11 protein-coding genes are annotated in these 16947 nt (G+C 65.5%); 7 read left to right on the plus strand and 4 right to left on the minus strand.

Annotated features, from left to right (window positions below):
- Positions 1–113 precede the first annotated feature (113 nt).
- From JQ592_RS01710 to JQ592_RS01725, 4 genes are all read left to right on the plus strand, one after another.
- Positions 114–3044: an ATP-binding protein gene (locus JQ592_RS01710; protein WP_211401190.1), complete on the plus strand. Its 2931-nt coding sequence runs from the start codon at positions 114–116 to the stop codon at positions 3042–3044.
- 87 nt (positions 3045–3131) lie between these two features.
- Positions 3132–4787: a thiamine pyrophosphate-requiring protein gene (locus JQ592_RS01715; RefSeq protein WP_283816080.1), complete on the plus strand. Its 1656-nt coding sequence runs from the start codon at positions 3132–3134 to the stop codon at positions 4785–4787.
- Between the two features lie 94 nt (positions 4788–4881).
- The gene (locus JQ592_RS01720; protein ID WP_246820087.1) at positions 4882–6894 is read left to right on the plus strand and encodes a GAF domain-containing protein; all 2013 of its coding nucleotides are present in this window, start codon (positions 4882–4884) and stop codon (positions 6892–6894) included.
- Between the two features lie 35 nt (positions 6895–6929).
- On the plus strand, positions 6930–8642 hold the full coding sequence (locus JQ592_RS01725) for an alpha/beta hydrolase (RefSeq protein ID WP_246820088.1): 1713 nt from the start codon (positions 6930–6932) through the stop codon (positions 8640–8642).
- 61 nt (positions 8643–8703) lie between these two features.
- Here JQ592_RS01725 and JQ592_RS01730 read toward each other — a convergent pair whose 3' ends face one another.
- Together JQ592_RS01730 and JQ592_RS01735 are read right to left on the minus strand one after the other, a co-directional pair.
- Entirely contained in the window at positions 8704–10290 is a 1587-nt protein-coding gene (locus JQ592_RS01730; protein WP_211401741.1) for an MDR family MFS transporter, read from the minus strand.
- Positions 10291–10450: 160 nt separating this feature from the next.
- Complete coding sequence (locus JQ592_RS01735) at positions 10451–10966, minus strand: YcgN family cysteine cluster protein (RefSeq protein WP_211401192.1); 516 nt, start codon at positions 10964–10966, stop codon at positions 10451–10453.
- A gap of 296 nt (positions 10967–11262) precedes the next feature.
- Between JQ592_RS01735 and JQ592_RS01740 the strand changes: the two genes are divergently transcribed.
- Genes JQ592_RS01740 through JQ592_RS01750 form a run of 3 tightly spaced genes read left to right on the plus strand, consistent with a single transcriptional unit; the run spans position 11263 to position 14723 of the window.
- Positions 11263–13554: a transglycosylase domain-containing protein gene (locus JQ592_RS01740; protein ID WP_211401193.1), complete on the plus strand. Its 2292-nt coding sequence runs from the start codon at positions 11263–11265 to the stop codon at positions 13552–13554.
- Positions 13555–13563: 9 nt separating this feature from the next.
- The gene (locus tag JQ592_RS01745) at positions 13564–14142 is read left to right on the plus strand and encodes a DUF1214 domain-containing protein (protein ID WP_211401194.1); all 579 of its coding nucleotides are present in this window, start codon (positions 13564–13566) and stop codon (positions 14140–14142) included.
- On the plus strand, positions 14139–14723 hold the full coding sequence (locus tag JQ592_RS01750; protein ID WP_211401195.1) for a DUF1254 domain-containing protein: 585 nt from the start codon (positions 14139–14141) through the stop codon (positions 14721–14723). The genes JQ592_RS01745 and JQ592_RS01750 overlap by 4 nt, the downstream gene beginning before the upstream one ends.
- Positions 14724–15394: 671 nt before the next feature.
- On the opposite strand, the gene JQ592_RS01755 is transcribed toward JQ592_RS01750, so the two are convergent.
- Entirely contained in the window at positions 15395–16033 is a 639-nt protein-coding gene (locus JQ592_RS01755; RefSeq protein ID WP_211401196.1) for a class I SAM-dependent methyltransferase, read from the minus strand.
- Between the two features lie 63 nt (positions 16034–16096).
- Positions 16097–16945: an SDR family NAD(P)-dependent oxidoreductase gene (locus JQ592_RS01760; protein WP_211401197.1), complete on the minus strand. Its 849-nt coding sequence runs from the start codon at positions 16943–16945 to the stop codon at positions 16097–16099.
- Positions 16946–16947: the final 2 nt, after the last annotated feature.

Genomic DNA, 16947 nt, shown 5'->3' on the forward strand with positions numbered 1-16947 from the left:
CATCCTGCGGGCAAATGCCCGCCGCAATCGTGCGAATTCAGAACGGCTCACTCCAACAACTTTGCAGCGCATGATAATTGCAGGCGATCGCTTCGATCGATTGGCAATGATCAATGCAGGCTGCCACCGAGACACGGCAACGGGGCACGCGCCGACAGGAACTTACATACTGCTTCGGCCCATTCCGACTGGTTCCCCGCCGCCAGCTGCTCCTTCTCGAGGGGCGTCCCGTCAAACTGGGCGGGCGCGCATTCGAGCTCTTGCAGCTGCTGGTGCAGCGCTGCGGCGAGTTGGTCAGCAAGAATGAGCTGATGGCGGCGGCCTGGCCGGGCACCTTCCTCCACGACAGCAATCTCAAGGTCAACATGTGGAGCTTACGGCGTTCGCTGGGAGATACCCAGATCGAGCCCGTCTACATCGCGACCGTGGCGCGCCGCGGGTACAAGTTCATCGCGGAGGTGCAAATCAGCATGGGCGAGGTCGAGGACGGACTTGCGTTCGCCGAACCCGTCCCCTTGTCCCGGCCGCCCGTGTTGCGCGGCATCGTTGGTCGTGAAGCGGAAATCGTCGAAATCGCCGATCTGCTCGTCGACAACAGGCACGTGACCCTGGCTGGCGCAGGAGGCATCGGCAAGACGACAGTTGCTGTGGCCGTCGCGCAGGCATTTGCGCCAAGGTGCCGCGACGGCATTTGCTTCGTCGACCTCGCGACGATTTCCGATCCAACGCTGTTCGGCGCGGCGCTGGTGACGGCACTGGGCATCAGAGGCAATACGGACAACGGTCTGGCTGCAGCCCTCGATTATCTGAGGCCGCGGCAGATGCTGCTCATTCTGGACAATTGCGAGCATGTGCTGCCCGCCGCCACGATCTTCGCCGGCAAGTTCCTGGCGGATACATCGCCGTCCAGGCTGCTGGCGACGAGCCGCGAGCCGCTGGGCACCGCCACCGAGCATGTCGTGCGGCTTGGCTCGCTTGCCTCGCCGAAGTCTGGCCTCGACCTGTCGATCGATCAGGCCGTCAGGTTTCCAGCGGTACAGCTGTTCGTCCGCCGCGCCGCCGAATGGTCGGACTACCGGTTCGTCGATGGTGATTGCGAGGCCGTTGCCTCGATCTGCCACTCGCTTGACGGCCTTCCGCTGGCCATCGAGCTGGCAGCGGCGCAGATCGGCAGGTTCAATCCACGCGAATTGGTGGCGCTGCTCGACCAGAAGCTGGGCTTTCGCGCTCCCACCGCCGAGGGTGCGTCGCCGCGCCATGAGACCCTGATGACGACGATCGACTGGAGCTTCCGACTGCTGTCGCAGAAGGAAGCCAGGCTGTTCGCCTTGCTGTCGGTATTCAGTGACGCCTTCGACGCCGAGGATGCGGTTTTCGTCGCGGAAGCGGCAGAGCTCACGCCGATCGACGTCGTCACCGGCCTCGGCAGCCTCGTCGCCAAATCGCTTCTGAGCGCGCAGGCCCGCGGAGCGCAGCTTCGTTACCGGCTGCTCGACAGCACGCGCCGCTATGCGGCCGAGCGGCGCCAGGCCGATCCCGCCTGCGGCCAGGCGCTGCGCCGCCATGCACAGCGCGTTCTCGGGCTCTTCGAACGGTCCGAGGAGGAGTGGAACTGGCGCGAGCCGGCCGATTGGACACAGCGCTACCTTGCTCGCATCGCCGATTTGCGCGCAGCTCTTTCATGGGCGGTTGGCGAGGAAGGCGATCCCGTCCTCGGAATCAGGCTCACGGTTGCGGCGATCACCTTGTGGTCGGAAACCTTCATCCTGTCGGAAGCGCAGGCGCGGCTGGAGGATGCGCTCGCCTTGGCCAAGACGGTCGCGTGCGACGATCTGTCGAAGGCAAAGCTCGCCTGCGCCCTTGGATGGAGCCTGTTCTACGCCCGCAAGATGTCGAATGAGAACGAGGTCGCCTGGCTCGACGCGATCGCCTTTGCAAGGCGTGCCGGCAACATCGAGTATCAGCAGCGAGCGCTGGTGGGTTTTGCCTTTTACCTGCTGCAGATCGGTCAGGTCCCGCGCGCCATAACCTATCTCGAAGAGGCCACCGCGCTAGCCGACCGCGGCCGCGACCTGACGGCGACGTCTGAAGCCGATCGGGCACTGGCCTGGGCCCGCGCCTTTGCCGGTGAGTTGAGCAAGAGCCGCCCGGTTCTGGATCGTCTCGCGGCAACCTATTCGCTGGCCGAGGGCCGTTCGCGCAAGGATGCGAATGAGGTCTACCGGTTCATCACCGTCCGCTTCAACCTGCCCTTCGTGGCGTGGATGCAAGGGCAAGCCGACTACGCGGCAAGGCTGGCCCGCGACGCCGTCGACGCCGCGGACCGCAGCGGCCATTGGGTGTCGCAATCGAACGCACTTGGGCTTGCCGCACTTCCCGTTGCGCTCGAAACCGGCAACCTGGATGCGCTCGAGAGTTTTACGATGCGGCTGCGTCGCAACCTGGAACGCGAGCGCATCTCGCGCTGGGTTCCGGTCGAGCGCTATTTCTCTGCCTGTCTTCGCGACCTGCGTGGCGATCAGCGCGCGGCCGAGGATATTCGCGCCGCGATCGACGAACTGATCGAATGCCGCTTCCTGATGCGGATCGGCAGCTATCTCGCGGTCCTCGCCCGCGCCTATCTTCGGCAGGGCCGGATCGCGGAAGCACGCGAGGCCATCACGCGGGCGATCGGCCATCAGGAACGTCAGGGCGAGCGCTGGTGCCGGCCGGAACTGCAGCGGGTCGACGCATCGGTCCTTCTCCAGGCCGGCGAGCCGCAGCGCGCCGAAAAGCGGCTACAGCAGGCGCTCGCCGAAGCGCACGCCATAGGCGCGATGACATTCCAGTTGCGGATCGCCACCGATCTCGCAGCACACTGGATCGCGACCGGCCGCAGGACCAAGGCCATCCGGCTGCTCGCCCCGATTTATGACGAGTTCACCGAGGGCTTCGAAACGCCGGATCTCATTGCTGCCAGGCGCCTGCTGCAGCGCGCGCGGCCAACGGCGGACGGCTGTGGCCACTCACGCCAATCGGAGCCGGTGCACGCTCGCGGTGCATAGCTGGCCTACCGCCGCGCTCGCCGCGCGCGCTTTACGCTTCCCGGAATTCCTGATCCTCTCTCCTCAACCAGCCGGATCAACCGGCCTCTGCCTGAGGAGAGAGACGCCATGAAGCTCGGCACCGCCATCGCGGAAATCATGAGGCGCGAGGGGATCGAGATCCTCTGCGGCTATCCCGTCAACCACCTGATCGAGCATGCGGCCAGGGCCGAGATCCGCCCCGTCATGGTGCGGCAGGAGCGCGTCGGCATCCACATGGCGGATGCGATCTCGCGGGTGACGTCGGGACGCACGATCGGCGCGTTCTGCATGCAGCATGGGCCGGGCGCGGAGAATGCAATGGGCGGCGTCGCCCAGTGCTTCGGCGAATCCGTGCCCGTGCTGGTGCTGCCGATGGGCTATCAGCGCCGGCTGGCGCACATCGAGCCGAACTTCAATTCCAGCGAGGCGATGAAGCCGTTCGCGAAATCGTCCGAGCCGATCATCCTGGCCGCGGAAGTCGCCAATATCTTCCGCCGCGCCTTTACCAAGCTGAAGAACGGCCGCGGCGGGCCTGTCATCGTCGAGATCCCCTCGGACATGTGGAACGAGGAGGTGCCGGAGCCGCTGAACTACGCGCCGGTGCTGCGCACCCGTTACGGCGCCGATCCCGTTCATGTGAAGGAAGCCGCCAGCCTCCTCGTCAATGCCAAGCGGCCCGTGATCTATGCCGGCCAGGGCGTGCATTACGCGCAGGCGTGGCCTCAATTAAAACGGCTCGCCGAGCGTCTCGCCATTCCCGTCACCACCAGCCTCGGCGGCAAATCATCGTTTCCGGAAACACATCCGCTCGCGCTCGGCTCCGGCGGCCTCGCGGTGCCGCGCGCGGTCCCGAAATTCCTCGCCGAGGCCGACGTCATCTTCGGCGTCGGCTGCTCGTTTACCGAGACCAATTTCGGCATCGCGATGCCCAAGGGCAAGACCATCATCCATTCGACGCTCGATCCGAACCATCTCAACAAGGATGTCGAAGCCAGAATCGGCCTCGTCGGCGACGCCGGCCTCGTGCTCGATGCGCTGCTGGAGGAGATCGGCAAGACCGTCACCTCCGATCGCGATGCATCGGCAGTCGCCGCCGAGATCGCGGCCTCGCACAAGGAATGGCTGGCGAAATGGATGCCGAAGCTCACCAGCAATGACGCGCCCTTAAGCCCGTATCGCGTGCTGTGGGACTTGCAGCACACCGTCGACATCAAGAACACCATCATCACGCACGATGCCGGCAGCCCGCGCGACCAGCTCTCGCCGTTCTGGAAGGCGGTCGAGCCCCTCACCTATCTCGGCTGGGGCAAGACGACGCAGCTCGGCTACGGCCTCGGGCTCGCGATGGGCGCAAAGCTCGCAAAGCCCGACAAGCTCTGCATCAATGTCTGGGGCGATGCCGCAATCGGTTTCACCGGCATGGATTTCGAGACCGCGGTGCGCGAGCGCATTCCGATCATGTCGATCCTGCTCAACAATTTCTCGATGGCGATCGAGTTGAAGGTGATGCCGGTCTCGACCGAAAAATATCGATCGACCGACATCTCCGGCGACTACGCCGCGATGGCGCGCGCCTTCGGCGGCTATGGCGAGCGCGTGACTAGGCCGGAGGACATCGTGCCTGCGATCAGGCGCGGCATCCAGAAGACCCGGGACGGCGTGCCGGTGCTTCTGGAATTCATCACCAGCAAGGAGACCGAGGTGTCGCGGCCGGGCACGTGAAGTTGAGTCTTGTTGACTTGACTCTTGGCCGGCCGGGCGTTTGGCGCTAAAGGGCGCGGCTAAGGGACTTGCTCCCGGCCGCACCGGACGATTGATGACCGCGCTTACCGAGGATATGGCCGCCGCGCTGAGGCGCAGGATCGACGAGCTCGAGCAGCAGCTGAAATCGAGCGCGGCCGAGAACTCGCGCCTCGGCGATGAGCGACGGGAAGCCCTCGAGCGGCAGGCCGCCACGGCCGAGATCCTGAAGGTGATGGCGACCTCGCCGTCCGACGTGCAGCCGGTGTTCGACGCCATCGCCGCCAACGCCAACCGGCTGATCGGCGGGTTCTCCACAGCAGTGCTGCGCTACATCGACGGCGCCGCGCATCTTGCGGCCTTCACGCCGACCGATCCGGCCGGCGACCGCGTGCTGCAGGCTTCATTCCCGGTGCCGTTCGCGCAGTTCCCGGCCTACCAGCTCGTGGCCAATGGTGCGGCGGCGCAATTGCCCGACACCGAGCTCGAGCCGGCCGCGCGCGACATCGCGCGCGCCCGCGGCTATCGCAGCATGCTGTTTGCGCCATTGATGAGCGAGGGCGCCGCGATCGGCGTCATCATCGCCACGCGCCGGACGATCGGCGCCTTCGGCGAGCACCATGTGCGCCTGCTCCAGACCTTCGCCGACCAGGCGGTGATCGCGCTGAGCAATGTCAGCCTGTTCAACACGACCAGAGAGGCGCTGGAGCGTCAGACGGCGACCGCCGATATCCTCAGGGTGATCGCGGCTTCACCTGCCGATGTCACCCCGGTGTTCCAGGCGATCTCCGACAGCGCCAAGGCGCTGATCGGCGGGCATTCCTCCACCGTCACCCGCGTCATCGACGGCATGCTGCATCTCGCCGCCTTCACCACTGACAATGAAGCCGGCAATGCGGACCTGCTCAGCTCCTTCCCGGCGCCGCTGTCCTCCTCGGGCATTCACAGCCGTGTGGCGACGAGCGGAGAGTATGCGTTCCGCAGCGACATGCAGAACGAGCCCGACCTCACCGACGCGATGAAGGAGCTGGCGCGGACGAGAGGTTATCGCAGCATCCTCGTGGTGCCGATGCTGCGCGACGGCGTCGCCATCGGCACCATCGCGGTGACGCGGCGGGAGGCCGGTCAGTTTCCGGACAAGGCAATCAACCTGCTCAAGACCTTCGCCGACCAGGCCGTGATCGCGGTCGAGAACACGCGCCTGTTCAACGAGGTGCAGGACCGCACAAGGGAGCTCGCCAGATCGCTCGATGACTTACGCGCAGCGCAGGACCGGCTGATCCAGACCGAGAAGCTTGCCTCGCTCGGCCAGCTCACCGCCGGCATCGCGCACGAGATCAAGAACCCTCTCAACTTCGTCAACAATTTTGCCTCGCTCTCCGCCGAGCTGACGAGCGAGTTGAACGAGGTGCTGGCGCCCGTCCCGCTCGCGGACGATGTCCGCAGCGAGGTCGACGAGCTGACCGGACTTCTGAAGGACAATCTGGACAAGGTCGTGCAGCACGGGCGGCGCGCCGATTCCATCGTCAAGAACATGCTGCTACTTTCGCGCGAGGGCGGCGGCGAGCATCGCTTAAGCGACATCAACGCGCTGGTCGAGGAGAGCCTCAACCTCGCCTATCACGGCGCCCGCGCCGAGAAGCCGCAGTTCGACGTGACGCTGAGGCACGAGCTCGATCCCGCGGCCGGGCACGCCGAAGTGTTTCCGCAGGAGATCACGCGGGTGCTGCTGAACCTGATCTCGAACGGATTTTACGCGGTGACCAGGCGCAAGGCGGAGGACGACGGCGCCGCCGGCTACGAGCCGGTGGTGATCGCGGCAACCCGCGATCGCGGCGACAGCATCGAGATCCGCATCCGCGATAACGGCACCGGCATCCCGCCGGAAGTGAGGGAGAAGATGTTCAATCCCTTCTTCACGACCAAGCCGGCCGGCGAAGGCACCGGCCTTGGCCTCTCCATCAGCCACGATATCATCGTCAAGCAGCACGGCGGCACGCTCGACATCGAGACTGAGCCCGGCAAGTTCACCGAGTTCAGGATCGTGCTGCCGCGAAAGAGCAATTTTTCGGACAAGGACAGCGGATAACCGTATCGTCTACCGGTTCAGGAAATCGTCGCTCGATGGGTGCTTTGAAGAAGCTGGCGCGGCTCATTCGGCGACAATTGGTCTCGCTGTCCGGCGTCGGCCTCATGCTGGGCGCCCTGTTCTTCGCGGCCGCGCTGACGCCGACGCTGGTGCCGCGGAGCTATCTCACCCAAGGCGCCCTCGCCGGCGCCTGCTTTGCGATCGGTTATCTCGCCGGCAACCTTTGGCGCTGGCTGTGGCACTATCTCGAGCTGCCCGAGCCCTCGACGCGCCTGCGCTCGCAGGCCAATGCGCTGGTCGCGGCCGGCTGCCTGATTATCGTCGTCATCTATCTGTGGCGCGCCGCCGAATGGCAGAACTCGATCCGCGCTGTGATGAAGATCGCGCCGGTCGAAACTGCGCATCCGCTCAAGGTCTGCGCCATCGCCCTCGTCACGTTCGCCGCATTGCTGCTGCTGGGGCGGCTGTTCGCGCTTGTGTCGCGATTTCTCGCCGGGCACGCGAAGCGCATCATTCCGCGCAAGGTCGCGAACGTCATTGGTGTGGTTGTCGCTGGCCTGCTGTTCTGGTCGATCGCCAGCAATGTCCTGATCAGCACGGCATTTCGCGCACTCGATTCGTCCTTCCGTGAGCTCGACGCCATGCACGAGCCCGAACGGCCTCAGCCGACGGCGCCGGATCGCACGGGAAGTCGGGCGTCGCTGGTGAAGTGGACGGAACTCGGGCGCACCGGCCGCCGGTTCATTGCCTCGGGTCCGACCGCAGCGGACATCAGCGCCGTCACGGGCCGGGCCGCACGCGACCCCGTGCGCGTCTATGTGGGCCTCGCCGGCGGAGGCACGGCGCAGGCGCGCGCGAAGCTCGCGCTCGAGGAGCTCAAGCGCCAGCACGGCTTTGAACGCAAGATCCTGATCGTGATCACGCCGACCGGGACCGGTTGGATCGATCCGTCCGCGATGGATACGGTCGAATATCTCCACCACGGCGACGTCGCGAGCGTCGCGATGCAATATTCCTATCTCAACAGCCCGCTGTCGCTGCTGTTTCAGCCCGAATACGGCGCCGAGGCAGCGCGCGCCTTGTTCGCGGAAATCTACGGCTACTGGACGACGCTGCCGAAGGACAAGCGGCCGAAACTGTATCTTCACGGGCTCAGCCTCGGCGCCATGAACTCGGAAAAATCCGCGGAGCTGTTCGAGACGATCGGCGATCCCATTGCCGGCGCGCTATGGAGCGGGCCACCGTTCGAGAGCCGCATCTGGCGCTCGGTGACCGCAAATCGCAACCATGGCTCGCCGGCATGGCTTCCGGAATTCCGCGACAGCCGCTTCGTGCGCTTCATGAACCAGAACGGGCCGACGGTGCCGCCGGATACGCCCTGGGGCCCGATGCGCGTCGTCTACCTGCAATATGCCAGCGACGCGATCACGTTCTTCGCCTATCGCGATGCCTTTCAGGCTCCGGCCTGGATGAACGCACCGCGCGGACCTGACGTCTCACCGGAGCTGCGCTGGTATCCGATCGTGACGATGCTGCAGCTCGCCCTCGACATGGCGGTCGCGACCAATACCCCGATGGGTTTTGGCCATGTCTACGCGCCCGAGCATTACGTCGACGCCTGGGTCGCGGTCACCGATGTCCGTGATTGGTCTACGGATGCACTGGCGCGACTCAAGGAACAGCTCGCAGCGAAAGCGCGGAAGACGGGCGCAGGCAATGCCGACGACGATCCCGACCGCGGCGGATAGAGCATGATCCGGAAAAGTGCGCAGCGGTTTTCCGAAAAGATCATGCTCAAACAATACAGCCCTACTCCGCCATCTCCACCTGCTGCGTGACGGAGGGACCGGCCAGCGGCCGCTCCTCCATCAGGATCAGGCAGAGCGCGGCGCCGGTCATCAGCGCGGTGGCGGCGCCGAAGACGTAGCGGAATGCGTGCCGCATGTCCTCGGTGGGGATCGCAGGGATGCCGCCCGCGACATGATGCTCGCCGGCGAGCGGAATGTCGGCGCCGAGCGCGATCAGCAGGATCGCCGCGAAGGCCGCGACCGTGAACGAGGACATCAGCGAGCGGAAGAAATTCAGCGCACCGGTGATGGTACCGACTTGCGGACGCGGGACCGAATTCTGCAGCGAGACCACGCAGACCGGGAAGGTCGTGCCGAGGCCGAGCGCAAACGCGGCCATCAGCGTCAGCAGCCCCCAGAGCGGCAAGGTCGTGAACGTGAGACCGAGGCCGCACAGCGCGGCCCAGGACGTGCCGACGATGGCGACGCGCTTGTAGTGCTTGGCGCGCGCCATGGTGCGGCCGGCGATCGCCGCACCGCAGGTCGAGACCGCCGCGAGCGGAATCAGCGCAAGCCCCGCCTCGCTGGCACTGAGATGATAGACCGACTCGTAATAGAGCGGGAGCTGCACGGTGAGGCCCGTGATCGCGCCGAGCGCACAGCCGCCGGCGGCCAGGCCGAACGGCGCGACCGATCCGCCGAGCATCGGCAGCGGCAGGAACGGCTCGTCCGCGCGGCGTGCATGCCAGACGAAGGTGACGGCGAGCGCGACGGCCCCGCCCACCATCGCGAGCACGGTCGGCGACAGCCAGGGATAGCGCGTGCCGCCCCAGGTCAGCACCAGCATGAAGACCACGGCGGAGGCCATCAGCAGCACGCCGCCGAGCCAGTCGACCTTGCGCTTGCGGTGGAACACCGGGATCTTCTTCATCTTCGGCAGCAGCAGCGCGAGTGCCGCGGCCGTGAGCGGAAGGTTGATCCAGAAGATCATCGACCAGTGCAGGTGCTCGGCGAAGACGCCGCCGATGACCGGGCCCAAAATGCCGCCGACCATCCAGACGCTGGAGAAATAGGCCTGGTACTGGCCGCGCTCGCGCGGGCTCACGACGTCGGAGATCACCGTCTGCACGACCGGCATGATGCCGCCGCCGCCAAGCCCCTGGAGGCCGCGCGCCAGGATCAGCATCGGCATGTTCGGTGCGATCGCGCACAGGATCGAGCCTGCCACGAACAGGCTCAGCGAGGTGATGATCATGGCCTTGCGGCCATAGATGTCGCTCAGCGTGCCGAACACCGGCGCAACCGCGGTCGAAGCGAGCAGATAGGCCGTGATCACCCAGGACAGGTTCGAGACGTCCTGGAACTGGCGTCCGATGGTCGGCAGCGCGGTCGCCACGATGGTCTGGTCGAGGGCCGCCAGGAACATCGTCAGCATCAGGCTGATAACGATGGTGCGGACCTCGTCGGAGCTCAGCGGAGCCGGCGGCGCGATGGACGGGGCGTCATCGACGCTGATGACCTCGCTCGGAAGGCGGGACAGCTCTTCGGCAATGTCGTCGGGCAACGCCTGGATGTCGGCAGAACTGCTCTGCCGGTCGAACTTGTTCATCTCGATCGGACGCATGGCGCGGCGCAACGCCGCGAAGGATTCGTTCTATGCAGCCAATGTAGACAGCAAAGTTCTTCTCAGGCAGGCACCGCGGCGCATGGGTGCATCCCGCCCCGGGGTCATCCCGAAGACGTGATAGCGGAGAGAGTCAAACGACGGCTCAGTCTTTCGGGCGTCGCTTCAGACGGGCCCGTTTCGGCAGCACGGCCGGCCATTGCACGATGTGGTCCTCGAGCTCCTCGTCGGGGACCTCCTCCTCGCTGCCCTCGACCCGGCCGCGCACAGAGACGCCGGCTTCATGAACGGTGTTGGGATCGCCTGACACCAGCGGATGCCACCAATAGAGGTCGCGCCCCTCGGCGACGAGCTTGTAGCCGCAGCTCGGCGGCAGCCAGTTCAGGGTACGGACATTGGCCGGGGTCAGTCGGACGCAGTCCGGAACCTTGTCGGAGCGATTCGGGTAGTCCTTGCAGGCGCAGCTTGTCCCATCGAGCAGCTTGCAGCCGATATGGGTGAAATAGATCTTCCCGGTATCCTCGTCCTCGAGCTTGTTCAGGCAGCAGCGGCCGCAGCCGTCGCACAGGCTTTCCCACTCCTCCCCAGACATCTCTTCCAACGTCTTGGTTTTCCAGAAGAATCCTTCCTGGTCTGAAGTTCGTTTGGGAGCTGCGGTCATGCGCCTCAACAAGATTCGAAAGAGCTACGGCTAACGCCATCTAGGCCGTGCGGCCGGGACGCTGCAAGCAACGCCCCCGGAAGGCCCGTAATGAACCGGGGTTCAATTAGGCCTGTTGTTCAAAATCGTGAGCCTGACCATTGGTTTATAGGCCCTGCTCGGCTAGAAGGAACAGCAAGTCCCCAGAGGACGCGAACCGGGCGCCTTGGGTTTGCCGCAACATTCCCTCAAGACGTCTCGATGCCGCCCCCGGCCGGGTGCTTGAACGCTTTCGAACCAAGCCTCAAGGGTTCTAGGTGCGCCAGATCATACCACCGCATTGGAAGCAGAGGGTCCGGAATTTCTTCCTGGATCTGGATGCGCGCATCGACTCTTCCCTGTTCTCCTCGGCCAAGGGCATCCGCGAGCTCTACGAGCGCTACTCGACCTTCATGGACCGCTTCTATGTCGGGCGGTGGAAACGCTGGGTGTTCATCGAGCCGCTGTCGGAGGCGGCCACCCTCGGGCTCGGCGGCCTGGTCGTGATGCTCACGCTCGCCATCCCCGCCTTCCGCGAGACCGCGGACGAGGACTGGCTGAAGAAGTCCGACCTGGCGGTGAGCTTCCTCGACCGCTACGGCAACCCGATCGGCAGCCGCGGCATCAAGCACAACGACTCCATCCCGCTGGAGGATTTCCCCGACGTCCTGATCAAGGCGACGCTCGCGACCGAGGACCGCCGCTTCTACGAGCATTTCGGCATCGACATCGCCGGCACAGCGCGCGCGCTCGTCACCAACGCGCAGGCCGGCGGCGTCCGCCAGGGCGGCTCCTCGATCACCCAGCAGCTCGCCAAGAACCTGTTCCTGAGCAACGAGCGCACCATCGAGCGCAAGGTCAACGAGGCCTTCCTCGCGATCTGGCTGGAATGGCGCCTGACCAAGAACGAGATCCTCAAGCTCTATCTCGACCGCGCCTATATGGGCGGCGGCACTTTTGGCGTCGACGGCGCAGCCCACTTCTATTTCAACAAGTCCGCGCGCGACGTGACGCTTTCGGAAGCCGCGATGCTCGCCGGCCTGTTCAAGGCCCCGACGAAGTACGCTCCCCACATCAACCTGCCCGCGGCGCGTGCCCGCGCCAACGTCGTGCTCGACAACCTCGTCGATGCCGGCTTCATGACCGAGGGCCAGGTGTTCGGCGCCCGCCGCAACCCGGCCTTCGCCGTCGACCGCCGCGACGAGGCCTCGCCGAACTATTATCTCGACTACGCCTTCGACGAGATGCGCAAGCTGGTCGACACCTTCCCGAAATCCTACGTCGAGCGCGTCTTCGTAGTACGCCTCGCCATCGACGCCAACGTGCAGAAGGCGGCCGAAGACGCCATCGAGAACCAGCTGCGCCAGTTCGGCCGCGACTATCACGCAACGCAGGCGGCGACCGTCGTCGCCGATCTCGACGGCGGCATCCGCGCCATGGTCGGCGGCCGCGACTATGGCGCCAGCCAGTTCAACCGCGCCACCGACGCCTATCGCCAGCCCGGATCGTCGTTCAAGCCTTACGTCTACACCACCGCGCTCTTGAACGGCTTCACGCCGAACTCGATCGTGGTCGACGGCCCGGTCTGCATCGGCAATTGGTGCCCGCAGAACTATGGCCATTCCTATTCCGGCTCGGTGACGCTGACGCAGGCGATCACGCGCTCGATCAACGTCGTGCCGGTGAAGCTGTCGATCGCGATCGGCCAGAAGGAACAGCCGAAGGCGCCGAACCCGGCCAAGATCGGCCGCGCCAAGATCGTCGAAGTCGCGCGCCGCTTCGGCCTCAAGGCGCCGCTGCCCGACACGCCGTCGCTGCCGATCGGCTCCGACGAAGTCACCGTGCTCGAGCATGCCGTCGCCTACGCGACCTTCCCGAACCGCGGCAAGTCGGTGACCCCGCATGCGGTGCTGGAGGTGCGCACCGGCGCCGGCGACCTGGTCTGGCGCTGGGATCGCGACGGTCCGAAGCCGAAGCAGGCCATTCCGCCGAACATTGCCGCCGACATGGCGGGCATGATGAGCCACGTCGTCAGCGAAGGCACCGCGCGCCGCGCCGCGCTCGACGGCATTCCGACCGCGGGCAAGACCGGCACGACCAACGCGTATCGCGACGCCTGGTTCGTCGGCTACACCGGCAATTTCACCTGCGCGGTCTGGTACGGCAACGACGACTACTCGCCGACCAACCGCATGACCGGCGGCTCGCTGCCGGCGCAGACCTGGCACGACATCATGGTCGCCGCGCATCAGGGCGTCGAGGTCCGGGAAATCCCTGGCATCGGCATGGGCCAGAAGCTGCCGCCGCAGCCGAAGGACGCGAACGCGCAGGCCACCGCGGCGCCAAAAGTGCTGGAGACCAAGCCCGGTCCGCCGCCCGTGCTGACCAAGCGCGGCGCCGACATCCTGGTGCGGGTCGAGAAGCTGCTCGATGACGCGGCCAAGACCACGACCAAATCAACCAGCAACGACACCAAGGCGGCCAAGCCGTCGTCGTCGACGAGCGCGCTCGCCTTCCCGCAGAACTATGCGGAAGAGAATGCGAATGCATCCGCCCCGCGCAAGAACTGATCGAAACCCGTGCGGCTGATCCTGATCACATTGACGGCCCTTCTGCTCGCGACCGTGGTCGGCGTCGGCGCGACCTGGATGACGACGACGCGCGGCACCGAGATCGGCGCGCTCACCATCGGCGCCTGGACCGCGCGCCCGCGCACCGGCACCGCCGACGTCGATCCCTATTCGCGCGCCACCATCGTGCGCAACGGCGAGCTGCCGATCGGCACCGGAGACGGCGTCGCCTTCACCGCGACCACTGATGACAAGAAGAAGGCGCTCGACGGCCGCTGCGACGTCGTCGTGTCAGGCGTGACGCCGCCGGCGCGGTTCTGGACGCTGACGCTGTACGACCGCAAGGGCCACCTCGTCGCCAACTCGCTTGCCCGCTACGGCTTCACCAGCCAGGAGATCGTGCGGTCGTCCGACGGCTCTTTCGAGATCCGCATCGCCTCGCGCTCGCGCGCCGGCAACTGGCTGCCGACCGGCGGCATCGAGCGCTACGCCTTGATGCTGCGCCTCTACGACACTCCTGTCGGCGTCGCGACGCGCACCCAGCGCGACGCACCGATGCCCACCATCTCGACGGTGGGCTGCTCATGATCCGCCTCGCCTTCACCATCGTTGCCGGCGTGGTGCTGGGCCTCGTGGTCCATCTCGTCAGCGTGCTGGCGCTGCCGCGGATCGCGACGCAGGACGCCTATTCGCGGCTGACGCCGATGACCAAGCTCAACGGCGTGACGCAGCTGCCCCTCGCCGATCCGCAGACCTCCCCGATGCCGTTCATGGATCCGGCCTTTGCGCTCGCGATCTGCCGCTACGACCTCTCGGGCGGGCCGATCAAGCTGACGGTGCCGGTGAGCCAAGCCTACACCTCGGTGTCGTTCTACACCCGCAACGAGATCGCCTATTACGCCATCAACGATCGCTCGGCCGGCCGCAAGGTGATCGAGCTCGATCTGATGACGGAAGCGCAGCACGAGGAGCTGCCGGAGGACGAAGAGGTCACCGCGGCCGACCGCCTGATCATCGATTCCCCGAGCACCACCGGCCTGATCGTGATGAAGGCGCTCGCCGCCGAGCCCGGCCTGATGCCGCAGGCCCAGGCGACGCTCCAGGCTGCGACCTGCGGCCCGCAGACCGAGCAGCCGGCCAAGGCCGAAGCGCCGCGCGGCCGGCGGTGAGCGCGACCGTTTCGGCGGTGCCAAACAAAAAGTTGCGAAAACAACCCCATGCACAGTAGCGGGGGCATTGAAATCATTGCGCTATCTCTCTTCGGTCGGGTGCACCCATTTCACCCATTTGTAGGGCGTGATGCTTTGCGCGGTCGTCAGCTCGATCATGTGGACGGGTCGCCGTTGAGGCATTGAGCAATGGTGGGGGCACCAGCCTTGGAACAAGTCGCTTGCCCATGCAGTTTCCTCAACTGGAGAGGAAACCCAGATGAGAACAGCAACGCTTACTTTAGCGATCTTACTGGCCTGCTCGACCGGCTATGCCTCGGCCCACGGCGCCAAACGCCATCACCATCACGGTTGGTTCAACTCAATGAACATGATGCACGGCCCCGGCCGGACTGCAGCAAGGACCGACCCGAACGGGACCGCGGGCGGTCCGACCAGCGTCAGCGGCACTGGCTCGTCGAAGTTCGGAGGACAAATCCCGGGAGCTAGTGGTGCAGCCCGACAATAAGTCGGCACAGCTGACGCCTTAAATCGAAAGGGCGCCGCCTTCCGTCAGTTTTGACTCGTCGGGCAAAACACCAGTATACTGGCATCATCGAAAGTTCGTCACACCCGCGCGGAGTAGTCCGTCGCGGGTGTTTTCATTTGGGAACACGCAGCGCCGTGATCCTCTATCCTGGTATCCAGGACGCAGCTTCCCGAGCTTGCTGATCGATGTCGCCCCCGATCCTGAGCTGCGGACGCCGCCGGATTCGATAAACCGATGCCGGCGGAATGTTAAGCGCCGTTCGCCCGACCAGGCTCGCCTTCAGCCCGAGACGGTCGAGGATGGGCCGGGGCACCGGGCAGCGCGGTCCGTAGGTGAACTGATAGAGCGTGCCGCCCTCCTGCATGTGGCGGAAGGCGCCCGTCAGGATCGCGATCACCTTGCGCGGCGACATCGACAGAAGCGGAAGGCCGCTGACGACGGCCGCGGCCGGCGCCGTGAACGGCTCGTACTGGGCGAGCTGGCGTGCATCCATCCAGAGCACGCGTGCTCTCGGGAAGCGCTCCTGCAACAGACGGACGAAATCCGAACCATATTCGATCAGCAGCAGATCGCGCTCCGCGATGCCGCGCCGGAGCAGCGCCCTGGTGAAGATACCGGTGCCCGGCCCCAATTCGATCACCGGCCCGGTCCCCGGCACGATCTCCTGCGTCATCAGGCGTGCCAGTGACTGGCCCGATGGCGCGATGGCGGAGACTTGCCAGGGATTGGACAGGTACGAGCGGAAGAACTGGAAAAAGTCTGCAACGGCTGTGGCGTTCATCACGATCCTCTCTTTTCTGCTCGCGAAGGAGCAGACGGGCTGTCCGGAAAACGGCTGGTGCGACTACGATGCGATGTTGTGCTGTCTTGCCTCGCCCTGAGCAGCGCTGGAAAGAGGCTCCCACGCTTCCCACGTCGCGAGGCGATCGGCATAGGCGGCGCGGGCGCGCGGCAAGCCTTCCGTACCGACGAAGAACCGCAATGGCGGATTGTCGGCGTCGACGATCTTCAGGATCGCATCGGCCGTCGCCTCCGGTTCGCCAAACGCAAGCTTGGCGCCGGCGGCAAACACCTCCGCTCGTGTGTTGCTGTAGGCGTTGATGACGGGCGCGATCCTGAGCGAGGCCGTGCTGGCAAACCCCGTCGCATAGGCGCCGGGCTCGAGCAGCGTGACCTTCAACCCGAAGCCCTTGACCTCCTGCGCCAGACTCTCATGGAGAGCTTCGATGGCGAATTTCGAGGCGTTGTAGAACCCGGTGATCGGCCCGGCGACGATGCCCGCAACGCTCGACACGCCGATGATGTGGCCGCTGCCCTGCCGTCGCAGCAAGGGAAGCGCGGCCTGGATGACGCGGAGGGTACCGAAGAAGTTCGTGTCGAACTCCGCGCGGACGTCGGCCTCGTGTGCCTCTTCGATCGCCCCGACCAGCGCGTAGCCTGCGTTGTTGAGCACGACGTCCAGCCGTCCGAAATGGGCGTGAGCCCGGGTCACGGCATTCTGCACCGCGTGGGCATTGGTCACGTCCAGGGCGATCGGCAGCACGGCGTCGCCGTAAGCTTGCGAAAGATCAGCCACGTCAGCGAGGATGCGGGCGGTGGCAGCCACCCTGTCGCCGCGCTTGAGGGCTGCCTCCGCCCAGACGCGGCCAAAGCCGCGGGATGCTCCGGTGATGAACCAGACTTTGCCAGACATGC

It is taken from the genome of Bradyrhizobium iriomotense, from assembly GCF_018129405.1.
Lineage (GTDB): Bacteria > Pseudomonadota > Alphaproteobacteria > Rhizobiales > Xanthobacteraceae > Bradyrhizobium > Bradyrhizobium iriomotense_B.